General features: G+C 46.2%; 19 protein-coding genes and 1 other annotated feature. Of the genes, 11 read left to right on the top strand and 8 right to left on the bottom strand.

The window, feature by feature from the left end:
- Positions 1 to 57: 57 nt before the first annotated feature.
- A complete protein-coding gene (gene arcA, locus ACUALS_RS11730) occupies positions 58 to 774 on the bottom strand; it encodes a two-component system response regulator ArcA (RefSeq protein WP_005472905.1) in 717 nt (238 codons plus the stop codon).
- 327 nt (positions 775 to 1,101) lie between these two features.
- Here arcA and ACUALS_RS11725 point away from each other — a divergent pair, with 327 nt between their 5' ends.
- On the top strand, positions 1,102 to 1,491 hold the full coding sequence (locus ACUALS_RS11725; protein WP_005472927.1) for a DUF3293 domain-containing protein: 390 nt from the start codon (positions 1,102 to 1,104) through the stop codon (positions 1,489 to 1,491).
- An 89-nt stretch (positions 1,492 to 1,580) separates the two neighbouring features.
- Positions 1,581 to 2,063 (top strand): putative 4-hydroxy-4-methyl-2-oxoglutarate aldolase, encoded by a 483-nt coding sequence (locus tag ACUALS_RS11720; protein ID WP_005472882.1) that lies wholly within the window; start codon positions 1,581 to 1,583, stop codon positions 2,061 to 2,063.
- Between the two features lie 10 nt (positions 2,064 to 2,073).
- On the opposite strand, the gene ACUALS_RS11715 is transcribed toward ACUALS_RS11720, so the two are convergent.
- Positions 2,074 to 2,538 (bottom strand): hypothetical protein, encoded by a 465-nt coding sequence (locus tag ACUALS_RS11715; RefSeq protein WP_038190929.1) that lies wholly within the window; start codon positions 2,536 to 2,538, stop codon positions 2,074 to 2,076.
- Between the two features lie 271 nt (positions 2,539 to 2,809).
- Between ACUALS_RS11715 and thrL the strand changes: the two genes are divergently transcribed.
- The 4 genes from thrL to thrC all read left to right on the top strand — a co-directional run bounded on the left by thrL (position 2,810) and on the right by thrC (position 7,682).
- Positions 2,810 to 2,887 carry a thr operon leader peptide gene (gene thrL / locus ACUALS_RS11710; RefSeq protein WP_072016647.1) on the top strand — a complete coding sequence of 26 codons (78 nt, stop codon included), beginning with the start codon at positions 2,810 to 2,812 and terminating at the stop codon, positions 2,885 to 2,887.
- Positions 2,823 to 2,941: a sequence feature (Thr leader region), on the top strand. Its footprint overlaps the gene before it by 65 nt.
- Before the next feature lie 29 nt (positions 2,942 to 2,970).
- Positions 2,971 to 5,430 (top strand): bifunctional aspartate kinase/homoserine dehydrogenase I, encoded by a 2,460-nt coding sequence (gene thrA / locus ACUALS_RS11705; protein WP_005472878.1) that lies wholly within the window; start codon positions 2,971 to 2,973, stop codon positions 5,428 to 5,430.
- Positions 5,431 to 5,445: 15 nt separating this feature from the next.
- Positions 5,446 to 6,402: a homoserine kinase gene (gene thrB, locus ACUALS_RS11700; RefSeq protein WP_454449255.1), complete on the top strand. Its 957-nt coding sequence runs from the start codon at positions 5,446 to 5,448 to the stop codon at positions 6,400 to 6,402.
- Positions 6,399 to 7,682 carry a threonine synthase gene (gene thrC, locus ACUALS_RS11695; RefSeq protein ID WP_454448407.1) on the top strand — a complete coding sequence of 428 codons (1,284 nt, stop codon included), beginning with the start codon at positions 6,399 to 6,401 and terminating at the stop codon, positions 7,680 to 7,682. Before thrB ends, thrC begins: the two co-directional genes overlap by 4 nt.
- A gap of 52 nt (positions 7,683 to 7,734) precedes the next feature.
- Here the strand turns inward: thrC and ACUALS_RS11690 are convergent, their stop codons facing one another.
- The 4 genes from ACUALS_RS11690 to mtnN form a co-directional block, all read right to left on the bottom strand.
- The gene (locus ACUALS_RS11690) at positions 7,735 to 8,355 is read right to left on the bottom strand and encodes a TRIC cation channel family protein (protein ID WP_454449254.1); all 621 of its coding nucleotides are present in this window, start codon (positions 8,353 to 8,355) and stop codon (positions 7,735 to 7,737) included.
- A gap of 73 nt (positions 8,356 to 8,428) precedes the next feature.
- Entirely contained in the window at positions 8,429 to 9,250 is an 822-nt protein-coding gene (btuF, locus tag ACUALS_RS11685) for a vitamin B12 ABC transporter substrate-binding protein BtuF (protein ID WP_454448406.1), read from the bottom strand.
- The gene (locus ACUALS_RS11680) at positions 9,251 to 10,204 is read right to left on the bottom strand and encodes a cobalamin biosynthesis family protein (protein WP_454448405.1); all 954 of its coding nucleotides are present in this window, start codon (positions 10,202 to 10,204) and stop codon (positions 9,251 to 9,253) included.
- Positions 10,205 to 10,228: 24 nt separating this feature from the next.
- Positions 10,229 to 10,924 carry a 5'-methylthioadenosine/S-adenosylhomocysteine nucleosidase gene (gene mtnN / locus ACUALS_RS11675; RefSeq protein ID WP_005472895.1) on the bottom strand — a complete coding sequence of 232 codons (696 nt, stop codon included), beginning with the start codon at positions 10,922 to 10,924 and terminating at the stop codon, positions 10,229 to 10,231.
- A 206-nt stretch (positions 10,925 to 11,130) separates the two neighbouring features.
- On the opposite strand from mtnN, the gene rpsO reads away from it, so the two are divergent.
- The 5 genes from rpsO (at position 11,131) to ACUALS_RS11650 (ending at position 16,816) form a co-directional block, all read left to right on the top strand.
- The gene (rpsO, locus tag ACUALS_RS11670; RefSeq protein ID WP_005472830.1) at positions 11,131 to 11,400 is read left to right on the top strand and encodes a 30S ribosomal protein S15; all 270 of its coding nucleotides are present in this window, start codon (positions 11,131 to 11,133) and stop codon (positions 11,398 to 11,400) included.
- A 340-nt stretch (positions 11,401 to 11,740) separates the two neighbouring features.
- On the top strand, positions 11,741 to 13,870 hold the full coding sequence (pnp, locus tag ACUALS_RS11665; RefSeq protein ID WP_454448404.1) for a polyribonucleotide nucleotidyltransferase: 2,130 nt from the start codon (positions 11,741 to 11,743) through the stop codon (positions 13,868 to 13,870).
- A gap of 121 nt (positions 13,871 to 13,991) precedes the next feature.
- Positions 13,992 to 14,906 carry a lipoprotein NlpI gene (gene nlpI, locus ACUALS_RS11660; RefSeq protein WP_454448403.1) on the top strand — a complete coding sequence of 305 codons (915 nt, stop codon included), beginning with the start codon at positions 13,992 to 13,994 and terminating at the stop codon, positions 14,904 to 14,906.
- Between the two features lie 118 nt (positions 14,907 to 15,024).
- Positions 15,025 to 15,435 carry a MarR family winged helix-turn-helix transcriptional regulator gene (locus ACUALS_RS11655; protein ID WP_454448402.1) on the top strand — a complete coding sequence of 137 codons (411 nt, stop codon included), beginning with the start codon at positions 15,025 to 15,027 and terminating at the stop codon, positions 15,433 to 15,435.
- Positions 15,436 to 15,478: 43 nt separating this feature from the next.
- Positions 15,479 to 16,816 (top strand): MATE family efflux transporter, encoded by a 1,338-nt coding sequence (locus ACUALS_RS11650; RefSeq protein ID WP_454448401.1) that lies wholly within the window; start codon positions 15,479 to 15,481, stop codon positions 16,814 to 16,816.
- Between the two features lie 50 nt (positions 16,817 to 16,866).
- Here ACUALS_RS11650 and ACUALS_RS11645 read toward each other — a convergent pair whose 3' ends face one another.
- Positions 16,867 to 17,745 (bottom strand): U32 family peptidase, encoded by an 879-nt coding sequence (locus ACUALS_RS11645; protein ID WP_038190900.1) that lies wholly within the window; start codon positions 17,743 to 17,745, stop codon positions 16,867 to 16,869.
- A 20-nt stretch (positions 17,746 to 17,765) separates the two neighbouring features.
- Complete coding sequence (gene ubiU, locus ACUALS_RS11640; protein WP_038190899.1) at positions 17,766 to 18,779, bottom strand: ubiquinone anaerobic biosynthesis protein UbiU; 1,014 nt, start codon at positions 18,777 to 18,779, stop codon at positions 17,766 to 17,768.
- Positions 18,780 to 18,832: the final 53 nt, after the last annotated feature.

Genomic DNA, 18,832 nt, shown 5'->3' with positions numbered 1-18,832 from the left:
TGTTTTCGCTAAGAAAAATGGAGCCATGAGGCTCCATTTTGTATTTTCGAGAGTTGATTACTCTTCAAGATCACCACAGAAGCGGTAGCCTTCACCATGAATCGTAGCAATGATTTCTGGCGTACCAGAGACTGATTCAAAGTGTTTACGAATACGACGAATCGTTACGTCGACAGTTCGATCATGTGGCTTAAGCTCGCGGCCTGTCATTTTCTTCAGCAGGTCAGCACGTGTCTGAATCTTGCCTGGGTTTTCACAGAAGTGAAGTAGAGCTCGGAACTCAGAGCGAGGCAGTTTATAGCCATCACCGCTTGGGCTAACCAAAGAACGGCTGTTGATATCCAACACCCAACCGTTGAACACGTACTTCTCTACGCTGCGTTTTTCTTCCGTTACAGCGCTCGCGTTCATTGAGCGATTCAATAGGTTACGAGCACGAATAGTCAGCTCACGTGGGTTGAACGGCTTAGTGATGTAATCATCTGCACCGATCTCTAGACCAAGGATCTTGTCCACTTCATTGTCACGGCCAGTTAGGAACATCAGTGCTACATTGGCTTGCTCGCGTAACTCGCGTGCTAGCAGTAGACCGTTCTTACCTGGAAGGTTGATGTCCATAATAACTAGGTTAACTTGGTTATCAGACAGCACCTGGTGCATCTCTTCACCGTCACTGGCCTCAAAAACAGCGTATCCCTCTGCTTCAAAAATACTCTTAAGAGTGTTACGAGTTACTTGCTCATCTTCGACAATAAGAATGTGCGGGGTTTGCATTGGCGGTACCTAAACTTGTGAAAAAAATGTGCTAATGGAATAAATTTTAGGCAAAAACATAACATACAGGAAATGTGATGTTGATAATAAACCAAAGATTGTAAAAATACACTTTCTTTGATTGCCCGCCATCCTTGGGTTTCGCTCAATTACCTTGTGAGGCTCCAGTTCCTCACTGATTCCATTAGTCGTTGAGGCGGATTTTATAATGTTAACAGCATGCTAACAACGTAGAAGTGTTAATTCCAATCACTTTGTTGATTTATATCAAGAGTTAGAATGTAACAAATATTAATAGTATCAGGTAAATGTAAAACAGCTGATTATATGATGATAGATGCGCAACTTTGGGCGGCATATTGTGAGCCTTACTTTCAGTTCAGTGATGAAATGACGAGCGATTTTTTTGCTGTCATCACGGCATGGAACCCAGCTAGTCAGCGGGTGTCAAATGAGGAAAACCTAAGAAATAATCAACGGTTAGCTCTTGAAATAAGCCATACTAACTATGTTGACGTATTGGTTGGAGATGAAGCATTTACATGGAAAGAAGCAAGCTTTGCCGTTGCTATTGAGCGAGAGTTAGCAATCGAGTTAGGGCGTAAGTTTGGCCAGAACGCAATTTATTATGTTGAAAATAATCAACTTTATCTGCTCTCTTGTTTGCCTGATGCGACAAGTCTCAGAATCAAAGGGTGGCAATCTCGCATAAGGTAAAAGGGCTTAAGAATAGGATTCACTCAGTCTGCTTTGGCCGTTAGCACGGTTTGGTTTAAGAGCAGGCGGAAAAATCTCATGGAGGAAAAATGAAAGATATAACACCGGATATTTGTGATAAGCATGAAGACAAAGTCACGCTAGTGGAACTTCCACTGCACAACTTTGGCGCCAAAAGCGCTTTCTGGGGCGAAATTGTGACAGTGAGGTGCTATCACGACAACTCAATAGTGAGAGATACATTAAGCCAAGATGGTAGAGGCAAGGTTTTATTTGTTGATGGTCATGGCTCATGTCAAAAAGCGCTGCTGGGCGATCAGTTGGCAATTCTTGCTATTGATAATCATTGGGAAGGCGTAATTATTAACGGTGCCATTCGCGATGCGGGTGCAATTGCTGAAATGCAAATTGGTGTGAAAGCCCTAGGTACTTGCCCATTTAAGACGGAAAAGCGCGGAGTGGGTGATGTCAATGTCACTCTGACGATCCACAATCAGATGATCCAGCCTGGGGACTTCGTTTACGCGGATTGGAATGGGGTGTTGATGTCGAGTGAAAAGTTGGAATGGTAAACGCGAACGTTTAAAACCGAAATCCTAACCCGAATTCGACTTCTTGTTGCCACTCTTGATAATCAAGGGTGGCGTGCAAGTCTAAATTCTCGGTGAGTCTTACTCGGCTCGATACCTCTGCAGAAATGGCAGATTCGCGCTTATCGTTACCGAGGCTTTCATTTGTGTATGAATGTAAGGTACTGGCTACCGATACGCGAGGGGTCACCTGATAGCTGACTCCACTGAGAAAGCCCGTTTCGTTGATTCTGTCGCCATTGTTCAGGCGAGCGCCCACATATAAGTCAATTTTGTCGAACACGTTATAGGAATAACCACCATCGACCTTCCATGTATCAAAGTCTTGCTGGTCGTTAACGCTGGAAATAAAAAGCTTATGAGGTGATGTGCTTTGTTGGGATGGTAGCGGAGGTAACTCTGCCGCACCAAGAGAACCAGCAACTAACATCGCTGCCAAGCATAGCGTTTTCATCATGCGCTGCCTCTCCTTGGTTACTTTCTCCACTGCAAACCTAATTAAAGCATAAAACTATTGGACTAGGTGCATTTTTTATATAGCCATTAGTTATTAGCTTATATGCCTGCGGTCTCATTAAAAGTGTCAATGAATGCCTGCGAGATGTTGCAAAATATTGTGTGAATTGCTTATTGAGAAAACAAAAAATAAAAACTTTTCGTTGACTCGTGTAGAGCAAATAGGTTAAACGTATGGGTAAGCAAACACATAAACGCAACAAAAATTAATTATGCAAAATCACAGCCTAGTAGTAATGACAACAACCATTATTATTACCGACATCGCACATGTTGGGGCAGGCTGCTAAGCGAAAGAAATTCAAAAAAAGGCCTGTATCCAACAAGATACAGGCCTTTTTTTATGCCAATTTGAAATCATTTGGAGGAAGGGATGCGAGTTTTAAAGTTTGGAGGTTCATCATTAGCTGATGCAGACCGCTTTTTAAGAGCGGCGGATATCATCGCTAATAATGCACAGCAAGAAGAAGTGGCCGTCGTACTATCAGCACCGGGTAAAACAACTAACAAGCTGGTGGCTGTGATAGAAGGCGCTTTGAAAAATGGTGAAGCGGAGCTGCAAATCGCAGAGTTGGAAGATTCGTTCCGAGACCTTTTTCAAGATATCAAACAGGTGCTACCAAACATTGATGGTAGTGGCTATGACAGCCAAGTGAAAACCTCATTAACTCAGTTACGTCAGTTTGTTCACGGCATCAACTTGTTAGGCATGTGTCCTGATAACGTCAATGCTCGCATTATCAGCAAAGGTGAGCGAGTTTCGATTCAATTGATGAAAGCGGTGCTGGAAGCAAAAGGACAACCTGCTAACTTAATCGATCCGGTTGAGTATCTCTTTGCTAGAGGTGAGCATCTAGAGGCGATGGTTGATGTCGATATTTCAACGCAAAACTTCCGTCAGAAGCCACTACCTCAAGGTCATGTCAACATTATGCCTGGCTTCACCGCTGGCAATGAAAAAGGTGAGCTGGTGACGCTAGGTCGCAATGGTTCCGATTACTCAGCAGCGGTGCTTGCCGCCTGTCTGCGTGCGGATTGTTGTGAAATCTGGACTGACGTGGATGGTGTCTACAACTGTGACCCGCGTTTGGTAGATGATGCTCGCCTACTTAAATCATTGAGCTACCAAGAAGCGATGGAGCTTTCTTACTTTGGTGCTTCAGTGCTTCACCCAAAAACAATAGCTCCTATTGCTCAATTCCATATTCCATGCCTGATCAAAAACAGCTTTAATCCACAAGGTGCAGGGACTTTAATCGGTCAAGATACTGGTGAAGACAACCTCGCGATCAAAGGGATCACAACACTTAGCGATCTAACCATGGTTAACGTATCGGGCCCTGGTATGAAGGGGATGGTAGGCATGGCAAGCCGCGTGTTTGGGGCGATGTCAGCAGCGGGTGCTTCGATTGTTTTGATCACTCAGTCTTCTTCAGAATACAGCATCAGCTTCTGTATTGAAGCGCAAGATAAAGCTCTTGCAGAGAAAGCATTGAGTGAGACGTTTGAGTTAGAGCTAAAAGATGGTCTGCTTGAGCCTGTTGAATTTATTGATGATGTGGCGATTGTGACACTGGTTGGCGATGGTATGCGTACTTCTCGCGGTGTCGCTTCTCAATTCTTCTCATCTCTTGCAGAAGTGAACGTTAATATTGTAGCAATCGCGCAAGGCTCTTCTGAACGCGCCATTTCAGCCGTGATTCCAGAAGACAAGATCTCTGAAGCAATCAAAGCGTGTCACGAAAACCTGTTTAACTCGAAACACTTCTTGGATGTCTTCGTTGTTGGTGTCGGTGGCGTTGGTGGTGAACTGGTTGACCAAATTCAGCGTCAACAAGCGAAACTGGCAGAAAAAGGCATTGTGCTACGCGTATGTGGTTTAGCCAACAGTAAGGGCTTATTGCTAGATAGTGAAGGCTTGCCATTGGATCACTGGCGTGATCGTATGAAGGATGCGTCGGAAGAATTTACTCTCGCGCGCTTGATCTCTTTGGTTCAGCGTAACCATATCATTAACCCTGTTCTTGTTGACTGTACCTCGAGTGAAGCGATCGCAAATCAGTATGCTGACTTCTTAGCGGCAGGTTTCCACGTGGTTACACCAAACAAAAAAGCCAACACGGCAAGCATGGCTTACTACCACCAATTGCGTGATGTTGCGCGTAGCTCTCGCCGTAAACTGATGTATGAAACAACGGTAGGTGCGGGTCTTCCGGTTATCGAAAACTTGCAAAACCTTATCTCGGCGGGGGATGAACTGGAGCGCTTTACAGGGATTCTATCTGGTTCACTTTCCTACATCTTCGGTAAACTTGATGAGGGAATGACGCTCAGCCAAGCAACGAATATTGCCAAAGACAACGGCTTTACCGAGCCAGACCCTCGTGATGATCTTTCTGGTATGGATGTGGCTCGTAAGCTGCTGATCCTTGCTCGTGAAGCCGGTATGAACTTAGAGCTTGAAGACGTGATCGTTGACCAAGCTCTACCACCAGGTTTTGATGATTCGGGCAGTGTGGAAGAATTTATGGCTCGACTCCCTGAAGCAGATGCATACTTCAAAGAGCAATCAGCGAAAGCGGCCGAAGAAGGCAAGGTGCTTCGCTATGTCGGTGAGATCGAAGAGGGCAAATGCCGCGTGAGCATTGCTGCGGTGGATGAAAACGACCCAATGTTCAAAATCAAAGATGGTGAAAACGCATTAGCCTTCTACAGCCGTTACTACCAGCCAATTCCGCTAGTATTGCGTGGTTACGGTGCCGGTACAGAAGTTACCGCAGCAGGTGTCTTCTCAGATGTGATGCGTACGTTAGGATGGAAGCTAGGGGTTTAATCAATGAGTAGTGGTATGGATGTGGTGGTTTACGCACCAGCGTCAATAGGTAATGTAAGTGTTGGTTTTGACGTACTGGGGGCCGCTGTGTCTCCGGTGGACGGTACGCTACTTGGTGATCGAGTCTTGGTCAAATCAGGTGAGCAGCCTTTTAGTCTTAACACTGCGGGCAACTTTGTTTCTAAACTGCCTGAAAACCCGAAAGAGAACATCGTTTACGATTGTTGGACTGTGTTCGCCCGTGAGGTTGAGAAAAAAGGTGTCTCTTTACTCCCTCTAGAGATGACTCTAGAAAAGAATATGCCAATTGGTTCTGGTCTAGGCTCGAGTGCATGTTCGATTGTGGCTGCGCTAGATGCGCTAAACCGTTTTCATGGTCAACCTCTAGATGAGACTGAATTACTCGCTTTGATGGGGGAAATGGAAGGTAAGATTTCTGGCGGTATTCATTATGATAACGTTGCGCCCTGCTATCTAGGGGGCGTGCAACTGATGCTTGAAGAGCTGGGTATCATTAGCCAAGAAGTTCCTTGTTTTGATGATTGGTATTGGGTGATGGCGTACCCGGGCATCAAAGTGTCCACCGCTGAAGCGCGTGAAATTTTGCCTTCGCAGTATCGTCGTCAAGATATCATCGCTCACGGCCGTCATCTAGCTGGCTTTATTCATGCGTGCCATTCTGGGCAACCAGAGCTTGCGGCAAAAATGATCAAAGACGTGATCGCAGAACCATATCGTGAGAAACTGCTACCGGGCTTTGCTGACGCTCGTAAATATGCAGCAACAGCAGGCGCGTTGGCGACGGGTATTTCAGGAAGTGGCCCGACGCTGTTTAGCATTTGTAAAGAGAAAGATGTCGCTGAGCGTGTTGCACGCTGGCTTGAACAAAATTACGTACAAAATAAAGAAGGATTCGTCCATGTTTGTCGCTTAGATAAGCAAGGTTCGATCGTTACAGGAAGTGAGCTATGAAGCTTTACAATATAAAAGAAAATGATGAACAAGTTTCCTTTGGCCAAGCCGTTCGCCAAGGGTTAGGTCGTAACCAAGGCCTTTTTTTCCCATCTGAACTGCCAACGTTTGATGATGTGGATGCACTTTTAGCTGAGGACTTTGTTTCTCGTAGCACCAAGATTTTGTCAGCATTGATTGGTGATGAGCTGGCGCAAGAGCAAGTTCACTCAATGGTTGATGCTGCATTTCAATTTCCGGCGCCAATCAATAAAGTCAAAGATGGCGTTTACGCGCTTGAACTTTTCCATGGCCCGACCTTAGCGTTTAAAGACTTTGGCGGTCGTTTTATGGCGCAATCTTTAGCTGCGGTTTCTGATGGCGGAAAAATCACTATTTTGACAGCAACGTCCGGTGATACGGGCGCAGCCGTCGCACATGCTTTCTATGGCATGGAAGACATCAACGTAGTGATTTTGTACCCGAAAGGCAAGATTAGCCCGCTACAAGAGAAGTTGTTCTGTACTCTGGGCAAGAACATTCACACTGTCGCGATTGATGGCGATTTTGATGCTTGTCAGGCTTTGGTTAAGCAAGCATTTGATGATGCCGCGCTACGTGAAGAAATCGGTCTGAATTCCGCAAACTCCATCAACATTTCACGCTTGATGGCGCAGATCTGTTATTACTTTGAAGCAGCATCTCAGTTGACTAAAGAACAGCGTGAAAACCTTGTTGTGTCGGTACCTAGTGGCAACTTTGGTAACCTAACGGCGGGTCTATTGGCTAAAGCGCTTGGGCTACCAATTAAGCGCTTTATTGCTGCGACCAACGAAAATGACACCGTTCCTCGCTACCTAGAAACAGGTAAGTGGGATCCTAAACCAACGGTTGCAACGACATCGAACGCAATGGATGTTAGCCAACCAAACAACTGGCCACGTATCGAAGAGCTGTGCCAGATTAAAGGTTGGGGCTTAGATACGTTGGGCAAAGGTAAAGTGTCTGATGAGCAAAGTGCAGAATCTGTACGTGAGTTGAACGCGCAAGGTTACCTATGTGAACCACATGGTGCGATTGCCTACCGTCTACTCGACGAACAATTGCAAGAAGGTGAAACTGGCCTTTTCCTATGTACAGCGCACCCAGCTAAGTTCAAGGAAGTGGTTGACGAGATTTTAGGCTCTGATATCGACCTGCCAGGACCGCTTGCTAAGCACGCGGCAATGGAGCTACTTTCTGAAGACTTAGCGAATGACTTTGATTTACTGAAAGATGTACTTCGCCGAGTACAGAAGTAATTGATAACGATAGAAAATTAAAAAAGGTCACCTCGGTGACCTTTTTTATTGCTTAACGATTTAGTGCGAAAGTTGGTAAAGATAAGTGCCATCGAATCGCGCCTAAACGGATAAGCAGCGTAGAAAAGACACCCGCCAGGAATGCGGTATCGCTGTCTTGTCCCATGGCAAGTGCTGTCGTATGGAAGACGCCACCGATAATACAGGCTGTCGCATAAACTTCGCTTCGCAGTACCATTGGCACTTCACGCGCGAGCACGTCACGAATAATGCCTCCGCCACAACCGGTAATGACTCCCATAATGACAGCGACTAAAGCTGAGTCTTGGTAAGCCATGGTTTTCTCGACACCAATCCCGACAAACACCGCTAAACCAATGGCGTCACAGACTGGCAGAATCCACCAAGCGAGTCGCTTGGGCCGTCTAACCACAATCATGGTGATAAGACAGGTAATTAAAATGGTCCAAAGGTAGTTGGTATCGGTTATCCAAAACACAGGTGTTGCACCCAACGCCATATCGCGAATTGTGCCACCACCAATCGCCGTAACACTACCTAATACAGCAACGCCGAATGGGTCCATTTTTAATCGACCTGCGAGTAATACGCCTGATATCGCAAATATGGCAGTACCGAATAGGTCAATACTATAAAGCAGCATGGAATCCATGTTACTCACTTCTCTTACTTAAATAGGGAACAGAAAACGATGCTGAATTGTACGGGATCTCAAGAGGCAATCGTTAGCGTTTTTGCCGAACAGTCTCGAAATAGTCACAGACCTGCTCAATGGCGCGAAGCGTACGTGGCGTCGGTCGATTTAGCCAATCAGACTCAAGGCTCCAGACGTGGTCATTTCTGACTGCGCTCAGCTCTTTTTCCCACTTAGCCCACATGTTGCCATTCTTAATTGCATGCTCTGACGTGAAAATAACATCGGGTTGTTGCACCAGTACTTGCTCGACGCCAACTTGAGGGTAGGGCGCAGCACTATGCTCAAAAATGTTTTCGCCGCCACAGAAGCTAAACACCTCACTAGGCCATTTGCCTTGTGCGACGGAGATGATCGGCTGTTCACTCAATTGATAGAAGTAGCGTATGGGCTGAGTGGTTTGATACTTGGCTTTGAAGTCGCCTAACTGCTGACGAAAATCTGCCGCCGCCTTCTGACCAACGCTAGGTGAGGCGCTGTATTGGCTAAGGCGCTCAATATTGTCTGCAATATCACTTAATGAATGGGTTTGAGAGTAGTAGATGTTAAAGCCAAACTGCTTAAGTTTCTCTAACTCCTTTTGTGGGTTACCAGATGGCCAGGCAATAATTAAATCTGGCTGCAGGGCGATAATGCGCTCTATCTTGATGCCTTGGTAGTTGGCGACTTTCTCTAGCGTTAAGGCTTGCTCTGGGTAATCACTGTGATCACTTACCGCGATGAGTTTATCACCTAACCCTGCCGCGTATGCGAGTTCAGTGGCATGAGGAGCGAGACTGATCACTTTTTCTACAGGTGCGGCAAAAAGCGTTGGAGAGAGTAAGCTAGTGGTAAACGCAATGAACTTACGCATCTATATCCCTTGATATACGGCAGCCATCGCTGCACTTTGAATCAATACCCAAGCGAACATTCGCCACGCTAGCAGTTTTTGGACTTGAGCAATATGCAAGGCAGAAGGGGCAATTCGACCGCCGAGTTTTGCTCGCTCAGATTTTTTTCCGTCGTAAATCGCAGGCCCGCCAAGAGATAATTCAAGCTTTGCTCCGACAGCGACTACTAACCAAGCAGGGCCAGGGAGTGGCCACGACTTAGCTTGCTGCTTGATGAGCGTAAAAACTTGCTGAGTACGATTTCCAACAGCAATCATCAGTGCGAATAGCCTTAATGGCACAAAATCCATGATAGCAACGGCTCGAACTGCAGGGATTCCGAAGGGAGAGAACGCTTGACGAGATGGAGACCAAGCACGTGCGAGCTCAACCATCATTCGGTAGATGAACGCGCCAATACCGCCGGCAATGGCGAACCAGAAAAGAACTCCCACCACATTGCGTCCATACGACATAATCAAGGTTTCAGTGCCCGCTTTTCCTAGCCCAAGCAGTGAAAGCGGTTGGGTCGAACGATTGACGATGGGATTAAGCAGCATCTTCGCTTGCTCTTTGTCTTCTCTTGCTAATGCCGCGACAAATTGGGCTGTGAACTTATCGGTGTTGCGCCAATCAATCGCAAGAAGCAGGAAGGCAAGTTCGAACAGCTGGGGTTGCCAAACTAATGGCTTGAGAGCAACTAACACAACCAGCATAGGAATAATCATGAGTAGCCAAGCGAGGCTGCCAGAAATGATGCTTTGTTGATAGCTGTTGTTGGTATTGACCTTATCGGCCAATTGTTCGGCGAATTTATGCCAAAGAATGGCAGGGTGCGCTTCTCGAGGAAAGGGAAGCACCAAGTGACAAAGCAGGGCGCCCCACAGAACAAGGAGCGCACCGTTGGAATAGAGTTGGTTAAACAAATCTTCCATGATGTTGTCTTCCCTTCGGCTAAGCTATTTCAGCAGTTCAACCATTTTGAATACCATTTCCGACGAGCTCTTCGCTGCCAAAGGTAGGAACTCATCAAAGCTCATGCTTGCTTCTTTATCTGCAACATCAGAAATCGCACGAACAACAACAAATGGCACTTTGAACTGGTGACAAGTTTGCGCAATTGCAGAGGCTTCCATTTCTACAGCAATGACCGATGGGAAGTGTTGGCGGATAAATGCTTGACGTTCAGCTGTGCAAACAAACGCATCGCCCGTACAGATCAATCCACGTACCGCATGTTTGTCTTCCATTTGTGAGAGTGCTTTCTCAGCGACATCCATTAGCTTTTCGTCTGCAATGAACGCAGCAGGCTGCCCTGCCATTTGACCGATTTCGTAACCAAACGCTGTCACATCAGCATCGTGATGGCGAACTTCGGTCGAAATCACTACATCACCTAGATTTAAGCTAGAGTCGAATCCACCCGCAGAGCCAGTATTGATCACAACATCGGGTTGGTACTCATCGAGCAGGATCGTTGTGCCGACTGCCGCTGCGACTTTACCAATACCTGATTGGAGCAACACGACATCGACACCGTTGATTTGCCCAGAGAAATAGGTACAGCCCGCTTTTGATACGGTTTCACAGTTTTCGATAGCGTCTTTAAGAATTGAAACTTCTTGTTCCATTGCACCGATGATGCCGATTTTCATAGGGAATCCTGTTAATTCAATTAGGTAGGTTTTGTGCAGCTAAGTGTAACAGAAATGCTTTAGATGGGAATGCTGTACTTATAGGGTTGCTATCAAATAGCGGTTGCTTAACCTCTATACATCCCCTATAATTCGCGCTCCTCGTGTCGGCTGAATCAGAGATTGGCTGGCACAAATGTTAAACCTACTCTTATTAGGAGAGAATTATGTCTCTGAATGCAGAAACTAAAGCAGCAATCGTTGCAGAATACGCTCAAACTGAAGGCGATACTGGTTCACCAGAAGTTCAAGTAGCTCTACTTACAGCTTCTATCAACCACCTACAAGGTCACTTCAAAGCGCACAAAGGCGATCACCACAGCCGTCGTGGTCTTCTACGTATGGTTTCTCGCCGTCGTAAGCTTCTTGACTACTTGAAAGGCAAAAACCTTTCTCGTTACCAAGATCTAATCAAGCGTCTAGGCCTACGTCGCTAATCAGCGGCTGCATAGAACAGTTTGTCGAAAAAGGGGCTTTTAGCCCCTTTTTTGTTGTCCGTTACTTATTTTGTTTGGTATGGCTTAGCCAAACCGAATTAATCCCGCTATACTACGCCCGCACACTTTTGATGCCTCGTTGGGTATCAATGTTTGTTCACAAAGCTCATAGCATTACAGTCAACCACGTCGACCAAAAGGTCGCGACTATTCAAAATGAATTTAGCTGCAATGAGTCGCTACACAGTTCATTTTCACTAGTCGCGATTTGTAATGCCTTGAGTATCAATCAATACTCTCCGAGCCACTCTTTCGATGCGCTTGGAAACAAGGAATAACAATGTTCGAAAAACCAGTTGTTAAAACGTTCCAGTACGGTAACCACACAGTTACTCTAGAAACTGGCGTTATCGCACGTCAAGCTACCGCTGCAGTTATGGTTACTATGGACGATACAGCAGTATTCGTTTCTGTAGTTGGTAAAAAAGAAGCGGTAGAAGGTCAAGACTTCTTCCCTCTAACAGTTAACTACCAAGAGCGTACTTACGCAGCAGGTAAAATCCCTGGTGGTTTCTTCAAGCGTGAAGGCCGTCCTTCTGAAGGCGAAACGCTAACGGCTCGCCTAATCGACCGTCCAATCCGTCCTCTATTCCCAGATGCATTCAAAAACGAAGTACAAGTTATTGCAACAGTCGTATCTGTGAACCCAGATGTTCAACCTGATATCGTAACTATGATCGGTACTTCTGCGGCGCTAGCTATCTCTGGTATCCCGTTCAACGGTCCTATCGGTGCTGCGCGTGTTGGTCACATCGACGGTCAACTAGTGCTTAACCCAAGCAATACTGAGTTAGAAGCGTCTAAACTAGACCTAGTGGTTGCGGGTACTGAATCTGCAGTACTAATGGTTGAATCAGAAGCTGACAACCTAACTGAAGAAGAAATGCTATCTGCTGTTGTATTCGGTCACGATCAACAACAAGCTGTGATCAAAGCAATCAACGAGTTCAAAGCTGAAGTTGCGACTCCTGCTTGGGATTGGGTTGCTCCAGAAGAGAACACAGCGCTTGTAAACAAGATTGCTGAACTTGCAGAAGCTAAGCTAGTTGAAGCTTACCAAATCACTGAGAAGATGGCTCGTTACGACCGCATCCACGAGATCGCAGGTGAAGTTAACGAAGTTCTTCTTGCTGAAGACCCAGAAGCGAACACGAAAGAAATCCACACTATCTTCCACGATCTAGAGAAGACAGTGGTACGTCGCAGCATCATCGCTGGTAACCCACGTATCGACGGCCGTGAAAAAGACATGGTTCGTGCGCTTGACGTACGTACTGGTGTTCTTCCTCGTACTCACGGTTCTTCACTATTTACTCGTGGTGAAACTCAGGCGCTAGTGACTGCGACTCTCGGTACGCAGCGCGATGCTCAAATCATCGACGAGCTAACAGGTGAGCGTAAAGATCACTTCCTACTACACTACAACTTCCCTCCATACTGTGTAGGCGAAACTGGTTTTGTAGGTTCTCCTAAGCGTCGTGAAATCGGTCACGGTAAACTGGCTAAACGCGGTATCGCAGCAGTAATGCCTTCTGTTGATGAGTTCCCATACACAGTACGTGTTGTATCGGAAATCACTGAATCTAACGGTTCTTCTTCAATGGCTTCTGTATGTGGTACTTCTCTTGCTCTTATGGATGCAGGTGTGCCAATCAAGTCTTCTGTTGCGGGTATCGCAATGGGTCTTGTTAAAGAAGGCGACGACTTCGTTGTTCTTTCTGACATCCTTGGTGACGAAGACCACCTAGGTGACATGGACTTTAAAGTAGCGGGTACTAACACTGGTATCACCGCACTTCAAATGGACATCAAGATCGAAGGTATCACTAAAGAGATCATGCAAATTGCGCTTAACCAAGCTCAAGGCGCACGTAAGCACATCCTATCTGTAATGGATGAAGCGATTTCTGGTGCTCGTGAAGACATCTCTGAGTTCGCTCCGCGCATTCACACAATGAAGATCAGCGCAGAGAAGATCAAAGACGTTATCGGTAAAGGTGGTGCAGTTATCCGTGCTCTAACTGAAGAGACTGGTACAACGATCGAAATCGAAGACGACGGTACAATCAAGATTGCTGCAACTGAAGGTACAGCTGCGAAAGAAGCAATCCGCCGTATCGAAGAGATCACTGCTGAAGTTGAAGTAGGCCGTATCTACACTGGTAAAGTTGCTCGTCTAGCTGACTTCGGTGCATTCGTAACTATCCTGCCTGGTAAAGATGGTCTAGTACACATCTCTCAAATCGCTGACAAGCGCGTAGAGAAAGTGTCTGACTACCTAGCTGAAGGTCAAGAAGTTCAAGTTAAAGTACTTGAAATCGACCGCCAAGGCCGCGTTCGTCTAAGCATGAAAGAAGCAGTAGAAAAGACTGAAGAAGCAGCTGAAGAAAAACCAGCAACTGACGCTTAATTTAGTCAACCATAGGCGTATTAGCCTATTGTGCTAAAAGCATGTTATAAAGGGAGCATTACGCTCCCTTTTTTATTGCGGACTAAACTAAGCAGATGCTTAGCGACAGGAGTACATATTTGTGAAATGGTTTCAAACCGTGGCATTGGGTCTAACATTATTGGTGACTGCTGGCTGTGCCTCTAAATCTAGTCAACAAGCCGAGTGGCTTTATCCCCCGATGGCGGTACCTTTGCAGGCCAGTGTTCAGCAAGAGGTTCAGATTGCGCGCTTAAGCCAGTTGCTTCAACGTCCAGACTTGACAAGTGAAGTTCGCGCTAAGATGTTCTTCGAGCGAGGCAATTATTACGATAGCGTTGGTTTAAGGGACTTAGCTCGCCTCGATTACAACCAATCGTTAGCACTAAATCCTGCACAGCCTGACTTATTCAACTTGCTCGGCGTCTATTTTACCCAAGCGGGGGAGTTTGACGCTGCATATGATGCCTTTGACTCTACGTTAGAACTTGATCCTGATAACTCTTACGCAGAGAGAAATCGAGCAATTGCCCTTTACTATGGCGATCGTATTGAGCTGGCATTAGAGGATATTGAGAAGCACTACAACCAAGATCCTAGTGATCCATTTCGAGCGCTTTGGTTATATCTGATTCAAGCAGAAGTCGATCCTGCGTTAGCTCGCCAAGATTTGGTTTTACGCTATCAACGTCGCGACGAACAATGGGGCTGGGTGCTGGTGGCGATAACACTTGGTGATGTCACTGAACAACAAGCCTTTAAAGCTATTTTGTCCGGAACCCGAGATAACACTCTACTTGCCCAGCGCTTGACGGAGGCCTATTTCTACTTAGGCAAGCGTTATCAAAGTGAAGGGGATTTCGCGAGTGCCATCTCACTGTATAAATTAGCCATCTCATTCAATGTGTATGAGTATGTCGAGCATCGTTATGCTTTCCTCGAACTGAGCCGCATTTACAACGAGGTAAAAGAGCAACAGTTGGCCAAAGCCAAACTGGAACAGCAAACCTCTAATTAAACCAATTACGACCCAAAAGCCACTGTTGAACAGTGGCTTTTTTGTTGCGAGAAAATTAGATTGCAACGGCCAAGTAATTGGCTAAAATAGTTAGCCTTGCTAACTAAGTGCAATAACTATGAGCTTAGAAAATAATTTAATGGAATTGGAGCGATACTGCTCCAAAGCGTGGCGAGTTCATGCCAAAGAGGATCTCCTCTATGGGTTGAGCTTCAATGAATACGACTATTTAAGATCCATAGAAGAACATCAACAAGGCATTCGTATCACTGATCTCGCGGAAGAGATGAAAGTGACTAAACCTTCAGCCTCCAATATGGTCGCAAGGTTAGAAAGAAAGGGATTGGTTAAGCGTATTTCTTGTGCTGAGGATGGCCGAGCAAAGCGAGTTGTGTTGACAGAACAAGTGCTCGAGGATTTGTCCTATGAGCAAGTGGTTTACCAACACATTGCAGAGCAAATGGGACGCAAACTAAGTGCTGATGAAGTGAATACGCTGATCGGCTTGCTAGAAAAATCATTGAGTTAAAAATTTATCTATTTAGTTAGCCTGGCTAACTTGTGGTGAAAATATGCAAACATCCATCTATAAACAGTTTTGGCGCTATACGATTCCAACCGTAGCGGCTATGTTGGTCAACGGTCTCTATCAAGTGGTCGATGGCATTTTTATTGGTCGCTATGTTGGGGCTGATGGATTAGCGGGAATCAACGTTGCTTGGCCTGTCATCGGCTCCATTCTTGGTATTGGTATGCTTATTGGCGTTGGTACAGGTGCGCTGGTCTCGATTCGTCAAGGAGAGCAAGATACGCTAGGGGCGAAACAGATCTTAGCAACGGGGATTACCTTGTTGTTTGCGCTTGTACCGCTTGTGTCTGGTGTGCTGTTTTTCTTTGCTGAAGACTTTCTCCATTGGCAAGGGGCAGAAGGGCGTGTGTTCGAACTGGGCCTCCAGTATCTGCATATATTGATTGGTGCCTGCGCGTTTACCCTAGGCTCGATTGCGATGCCATTTTTGTTGCGTAATGACGATAGCCCTAATCTTGCGACGATACTGATGGTGGTAGGAGCCGTTATCAATATTGCGCTCGATTATCTGTTTATCGCTTGGCTTGACTGGGAGTTAACGGGAGCCGCGATAGCAACCGCAGTGGCACAGTTGGCTGTGACCGGGCTTGGCTTAGCGTATTTCTTCTCTTCGAAAGCCAATCTGCGTTTGCGCTGGAGTCAATTGAGGCTCAAGCTTGACGTTATCCCTAAAATTTTTGCGATTGGAACGTCCAGTTTCTTTATGTACGCCTATGGGTCAATGATGGTGGCGTTACATAACGCGTTGTTTGCTCAATACGGCGATCAGTTAATGATCGGTGCTTATGCCATCTTAGGCTATATCGTCACAGTGTACTATTTGACCGCAGAAGGGATCGCGAATGGTATGCAACCGCTTGTCAGCTATAACCACGGCGCACGCAACCAGGAGAACATTCGCAAGCTACTCAAAGTGGCGATGTCGAGTGCGGTATTGATTGGATTGGCTTTTGTTATTCTGCTTAATGTATTTCCAACTCAGTTCGTTTCTGTGTTCAACGAAGAGAGCACGCAGCTGGTCGAGCACACTGTGCTGGGTATTCGTCTACATATGTTTGCCTTGGCATTGGATGGTTTCTTGGTGGTGGCAGGGGCTTACTATCAAGCCATCAATAAGGGAAGCAAAGCGATGTTTGTGATGGTGGGCAATATGCTGATTCAGCTTCCTTTTCTTTACCTCATGCCGAAATTGTTCGGTGTTCCAGGGATTTGGATTGCTTATCCGCTCTCCAACATTGCTCTGAGTGCGGTGGTTATCTTGTTGTTAGTCAAAGATGTGCGCCGCTATCAAACCCAACAGTCTCAGATTGCACATGCGTAAAAAAGGGCTCATTGAGCCCTTTTTCATATCTTGCTTTTAGGTGAAACGTCTTAGAGTGTTTTGACCTCTAATCCAGCAAGTTGGTGCCAATAGCCATTGCATTGTCTACTTTGAATCGGCATTGGGTTTTGCCCAGTTTCATTGGCTCGGAAGTTATTCAGATCTGAGAAAGTACTCAGCCCGAGGGGGCTTAAGCGAACCACATCAACCAAACCTTTCATATTCGGCAGATCATTGATTAGGTTATAGCAATAGCCTGATTGGGTTTGGATGCCATTGAGATTAAACACCTCTTGGCCTTCTTGGCTACTGACCTGAATACCCGTTGGATATTTGATGCAGCAAGTCTCGCAATCATCTTTAGCTTTGTTTTCTGCTCGAGCGGTGAAACAGCGGGCGGAATAAGCGAGTGGTAAGTAGCCATGGCTAAAGACTTCCACTTCAAATTGATTGCGAATGCCAAGCTCATCGCATTGAATCAACACATTGTTTAACCATTCACGTGATAACTCAACGGGCATACACCAACGCATCATTCCTTGTTTGAGAAATAGATTGAGAGTGTGTGCGTTGTAAGTATTCACAGCAGGGCCAACCACAAAAGGGACTTTGCTCTGTGAGGCGAGTTGAATCGCCGAGACATCGTTAGCTTCGATAGCAAAATCACCATTGTCGATGTACTTTTTCATGATGTTGACTTCGCTAGGGGCTTCAAGCAATGCCATGGTGGAGAGAACCACTTGTTTACCCGCAGAACTTAGCTCTTTAGCGATATCAAACCAATGCGCAGGTTTCATTTCTCTGCGTTTCGAGCAGACGCTTTCGCCTAGATAGATAATATCAGCCGAGCTTGACGTTGCTTGTTGATAAAAATCTTCTACATCTTGTTTAGGCCAGAAATACAGCAATGGGCCTAGTGCATACTTCATATTATTTTCCATGCTTACCTCTATTGCCATTTGCGATGATACGCACCCAAGGTGGTTTGGGTACCTTCGGATACGTTTGCCAATGTCGCATTCCAAGCGGCTTCAACTTGATAGCTTTCTGGGTGGGCTAAATAGCGATCAATGGCAGCACGCCAGGTGCGAGTCACCTGTTCGACATAGGCAGGGCTTCGCTGACGACCTTCAATTTTGACTGAGGCGACGTTGGCAGCAAACAAATCAGGCAGCATTGACAAAGTATTTAAGCTGGTAGGCTCTTCCAACGCATGGTAAGCCTTTGTCTGCTCTTCTAGGTCGGCTGTGAATCGCCCTTTACACAATGTGGGATAACCCGCATTTTCACCGTCACTGTAGCGATCGATAAGAATGTCGTTTAGGCGCGACTCTAGGCCTTGCTCGGTTTCTTGCCAGCGAACATATTTAGCCGGAGAACACGCGCCTACCGTGTTTGGTGATTCGCCTGTCATGTAAGAAGAGAGGTAACAACGCCCCTCAGACATAATGCACAAACTACCAAAAGCGAAAACTTCTAACTCGACATCACTCGTCATATTGCGTGATAGCTGTTTTACCTGATGGATAGAAAGAACGCGTGGCAAGACGACGCGCTTAACATTGAAGTTGCTCTTGTAGAAGTCGATAGCGGCGATATTGGTTGCTGATGCTTGAACGGATAGGTGCAGTTCTAAATCAGGGTGCTTGCGAGCTGCGTAATCCAGTACCGCAATGTCTGCCACGATAAGCGCATCTACTCCGTTGTCGGCGGCGCGGTCGACCGCATCAGTCCAACGCTCAAAGCCATCTGGATGCGCAAACGTGTTGAGAGCAACATGGATTTTCTTGTTGTGGTCGTGAACGTACTGAACGGCTTTTTCCAGTTTCTTTCCGGTGAAGTTCAACCCTGCAAAGTGGCGGGCGTTGGTATCATCTTTAAAGCCGATGTACACCGCGTCAGCGCCACAATCAATGGCCGTTTTTAGTGCAGGAAGATTACCTGCTGGGCATAGGAGTTCCATTGCTCTTACCAAGACTGATTGTTCGAAATTTGGTGAGCATTTTATGAAGAATT

Source organism: Vibrio sp. NH-7, from assembly GCF_053643215.1.
Note: the sequence above shows the minus strand (reverse complement) of the source record. Positions and strands in the feature narration are given on the sequence as shown.

Excerpts from the sequence above, each read along its gene's own strand:
- rpsO (WP_005472830.1), top strand. The coding sequence starts at position 11,131 with ATGTCTCTGAATGCAGAAACTAAAGCAGCAATCGTTGCAGAATACGCT.
- thrL (WP_072016647.1), top strand. The coding sequence starts at position 2,810 with ATGCAAAATCACAGCCTAGTAGTAATGACAACAACCATTATTATTACC.
- thrC (WP_454448407.1), top strand. The coding sequence starts at position 6,399 with ATGAAGCTTTACAATATAAAAGAAAATGATGAACAAGTTTCCTTTGGC.
- mtnN (WP_005472895.1), bottom strand. The coding sequence starts at position 10,924 with ATGAAAATCGGCATCATCGGTGCAATGGAACAAGAAGTTTCAATTCTT.
- ACUALS_RS11690 (WP_454449254.1), bottom strand. The coding sequence starts at position 8,355 with ATGGATTCCATGCTGCTTTATAGTATTGACCTATTCGGTACTGCCATA.
- thrA (WP_005472878.1), top strand. The coding sequence starts at position 2,971 with ATGCGAGTTTTAAAGTTTGGAGGTTCATCATTAGCTGATGCAGACCGC.
- ACUALS_RS11725 (WP_005472927.1), top strand. The coding sequence starts at position 1,102 with ATGATGATAGATGCGCAACTTTGGGCGGCATATTGTGAGCCTTACTTT.
- ACUALS_RS11680 (WP_454448405.1), bottom strand. The coding sequence starts at position 10,204 with ATGGAAGATTTGTTTAACCAACTCTATTCCAACGGTGCGCTCCTTGTT.
- thrB (WP_454449255.1), top strand. The coding sequence starts at position 5,446 with ATGGATGTGGTGGTTTACGCACCAGCGTCAATAGGTAATGTAAGTGTT.
- ACUALS_RS11715 (WP_038190929.1), bottom strand. The coding sequence starts at position 2,538 with ATGATGAAAACGCTATGCTTGGCAGCGATGTTAGTTGCTGGTTCTCTT.
- ACUALS_RS11720 (WP_005472882.1), top strand. The coding sequence starts at position 1,581 with ATGAAAGATATAACACCGGATATTTGTGATAAGCATGAAGACAAAGTC.
- ubiU (WP_038190899.1), bottom strand. The coding sequence starts at position 18,779 with ATGGAACTCCTATGCCCAGCAGGTAATCTTCCTGCACTAAAAACGGCC.
- ACUALS_RS11645 (WP_038190900.1), bottom strand. The coding sequence starts at position 17,745 with ATGAAGTATGCACTAGGCCCATTGCTGTATTTCTGGCCTAAACAAGAT.
- arcA (WP_005472905.1), bottom strand. The coding sequence starts at position 774 with ATGCAAACCCCGCACATTCTTATTGTCGAAGATGAGCAAGTAACTCGT.
- ACUALS_RS11650 (WP_454448401.1), top strand. The coding sequence starts at position 15,479 with ATGCAAACATCCATCTATAAACAGTTTTGGCGCTATACGATTCCAACC.
- pnp (WP_454448404.1), top strand. The coding sequence starts at position 11,741 with ATGTTCGAAAAACCAGTTGTTAAAACGTTCCAGTACGGTAACCACACA.
- btuF (WP_454448406.1), bottom strand. The coding sequence starts at position 9,250 with ATGCGTAAGTTCATTGCGTTTACCACTAGCTTACTCTCTCCAACGCTT.
- ACUALS_RS11655 (WP_454448402.1), top strand. The coding sequence starts at position 15,025 with ATGAGCTTAGAAAATAATTTAATGGAATTGGAGCGATACTGCTCCAAA.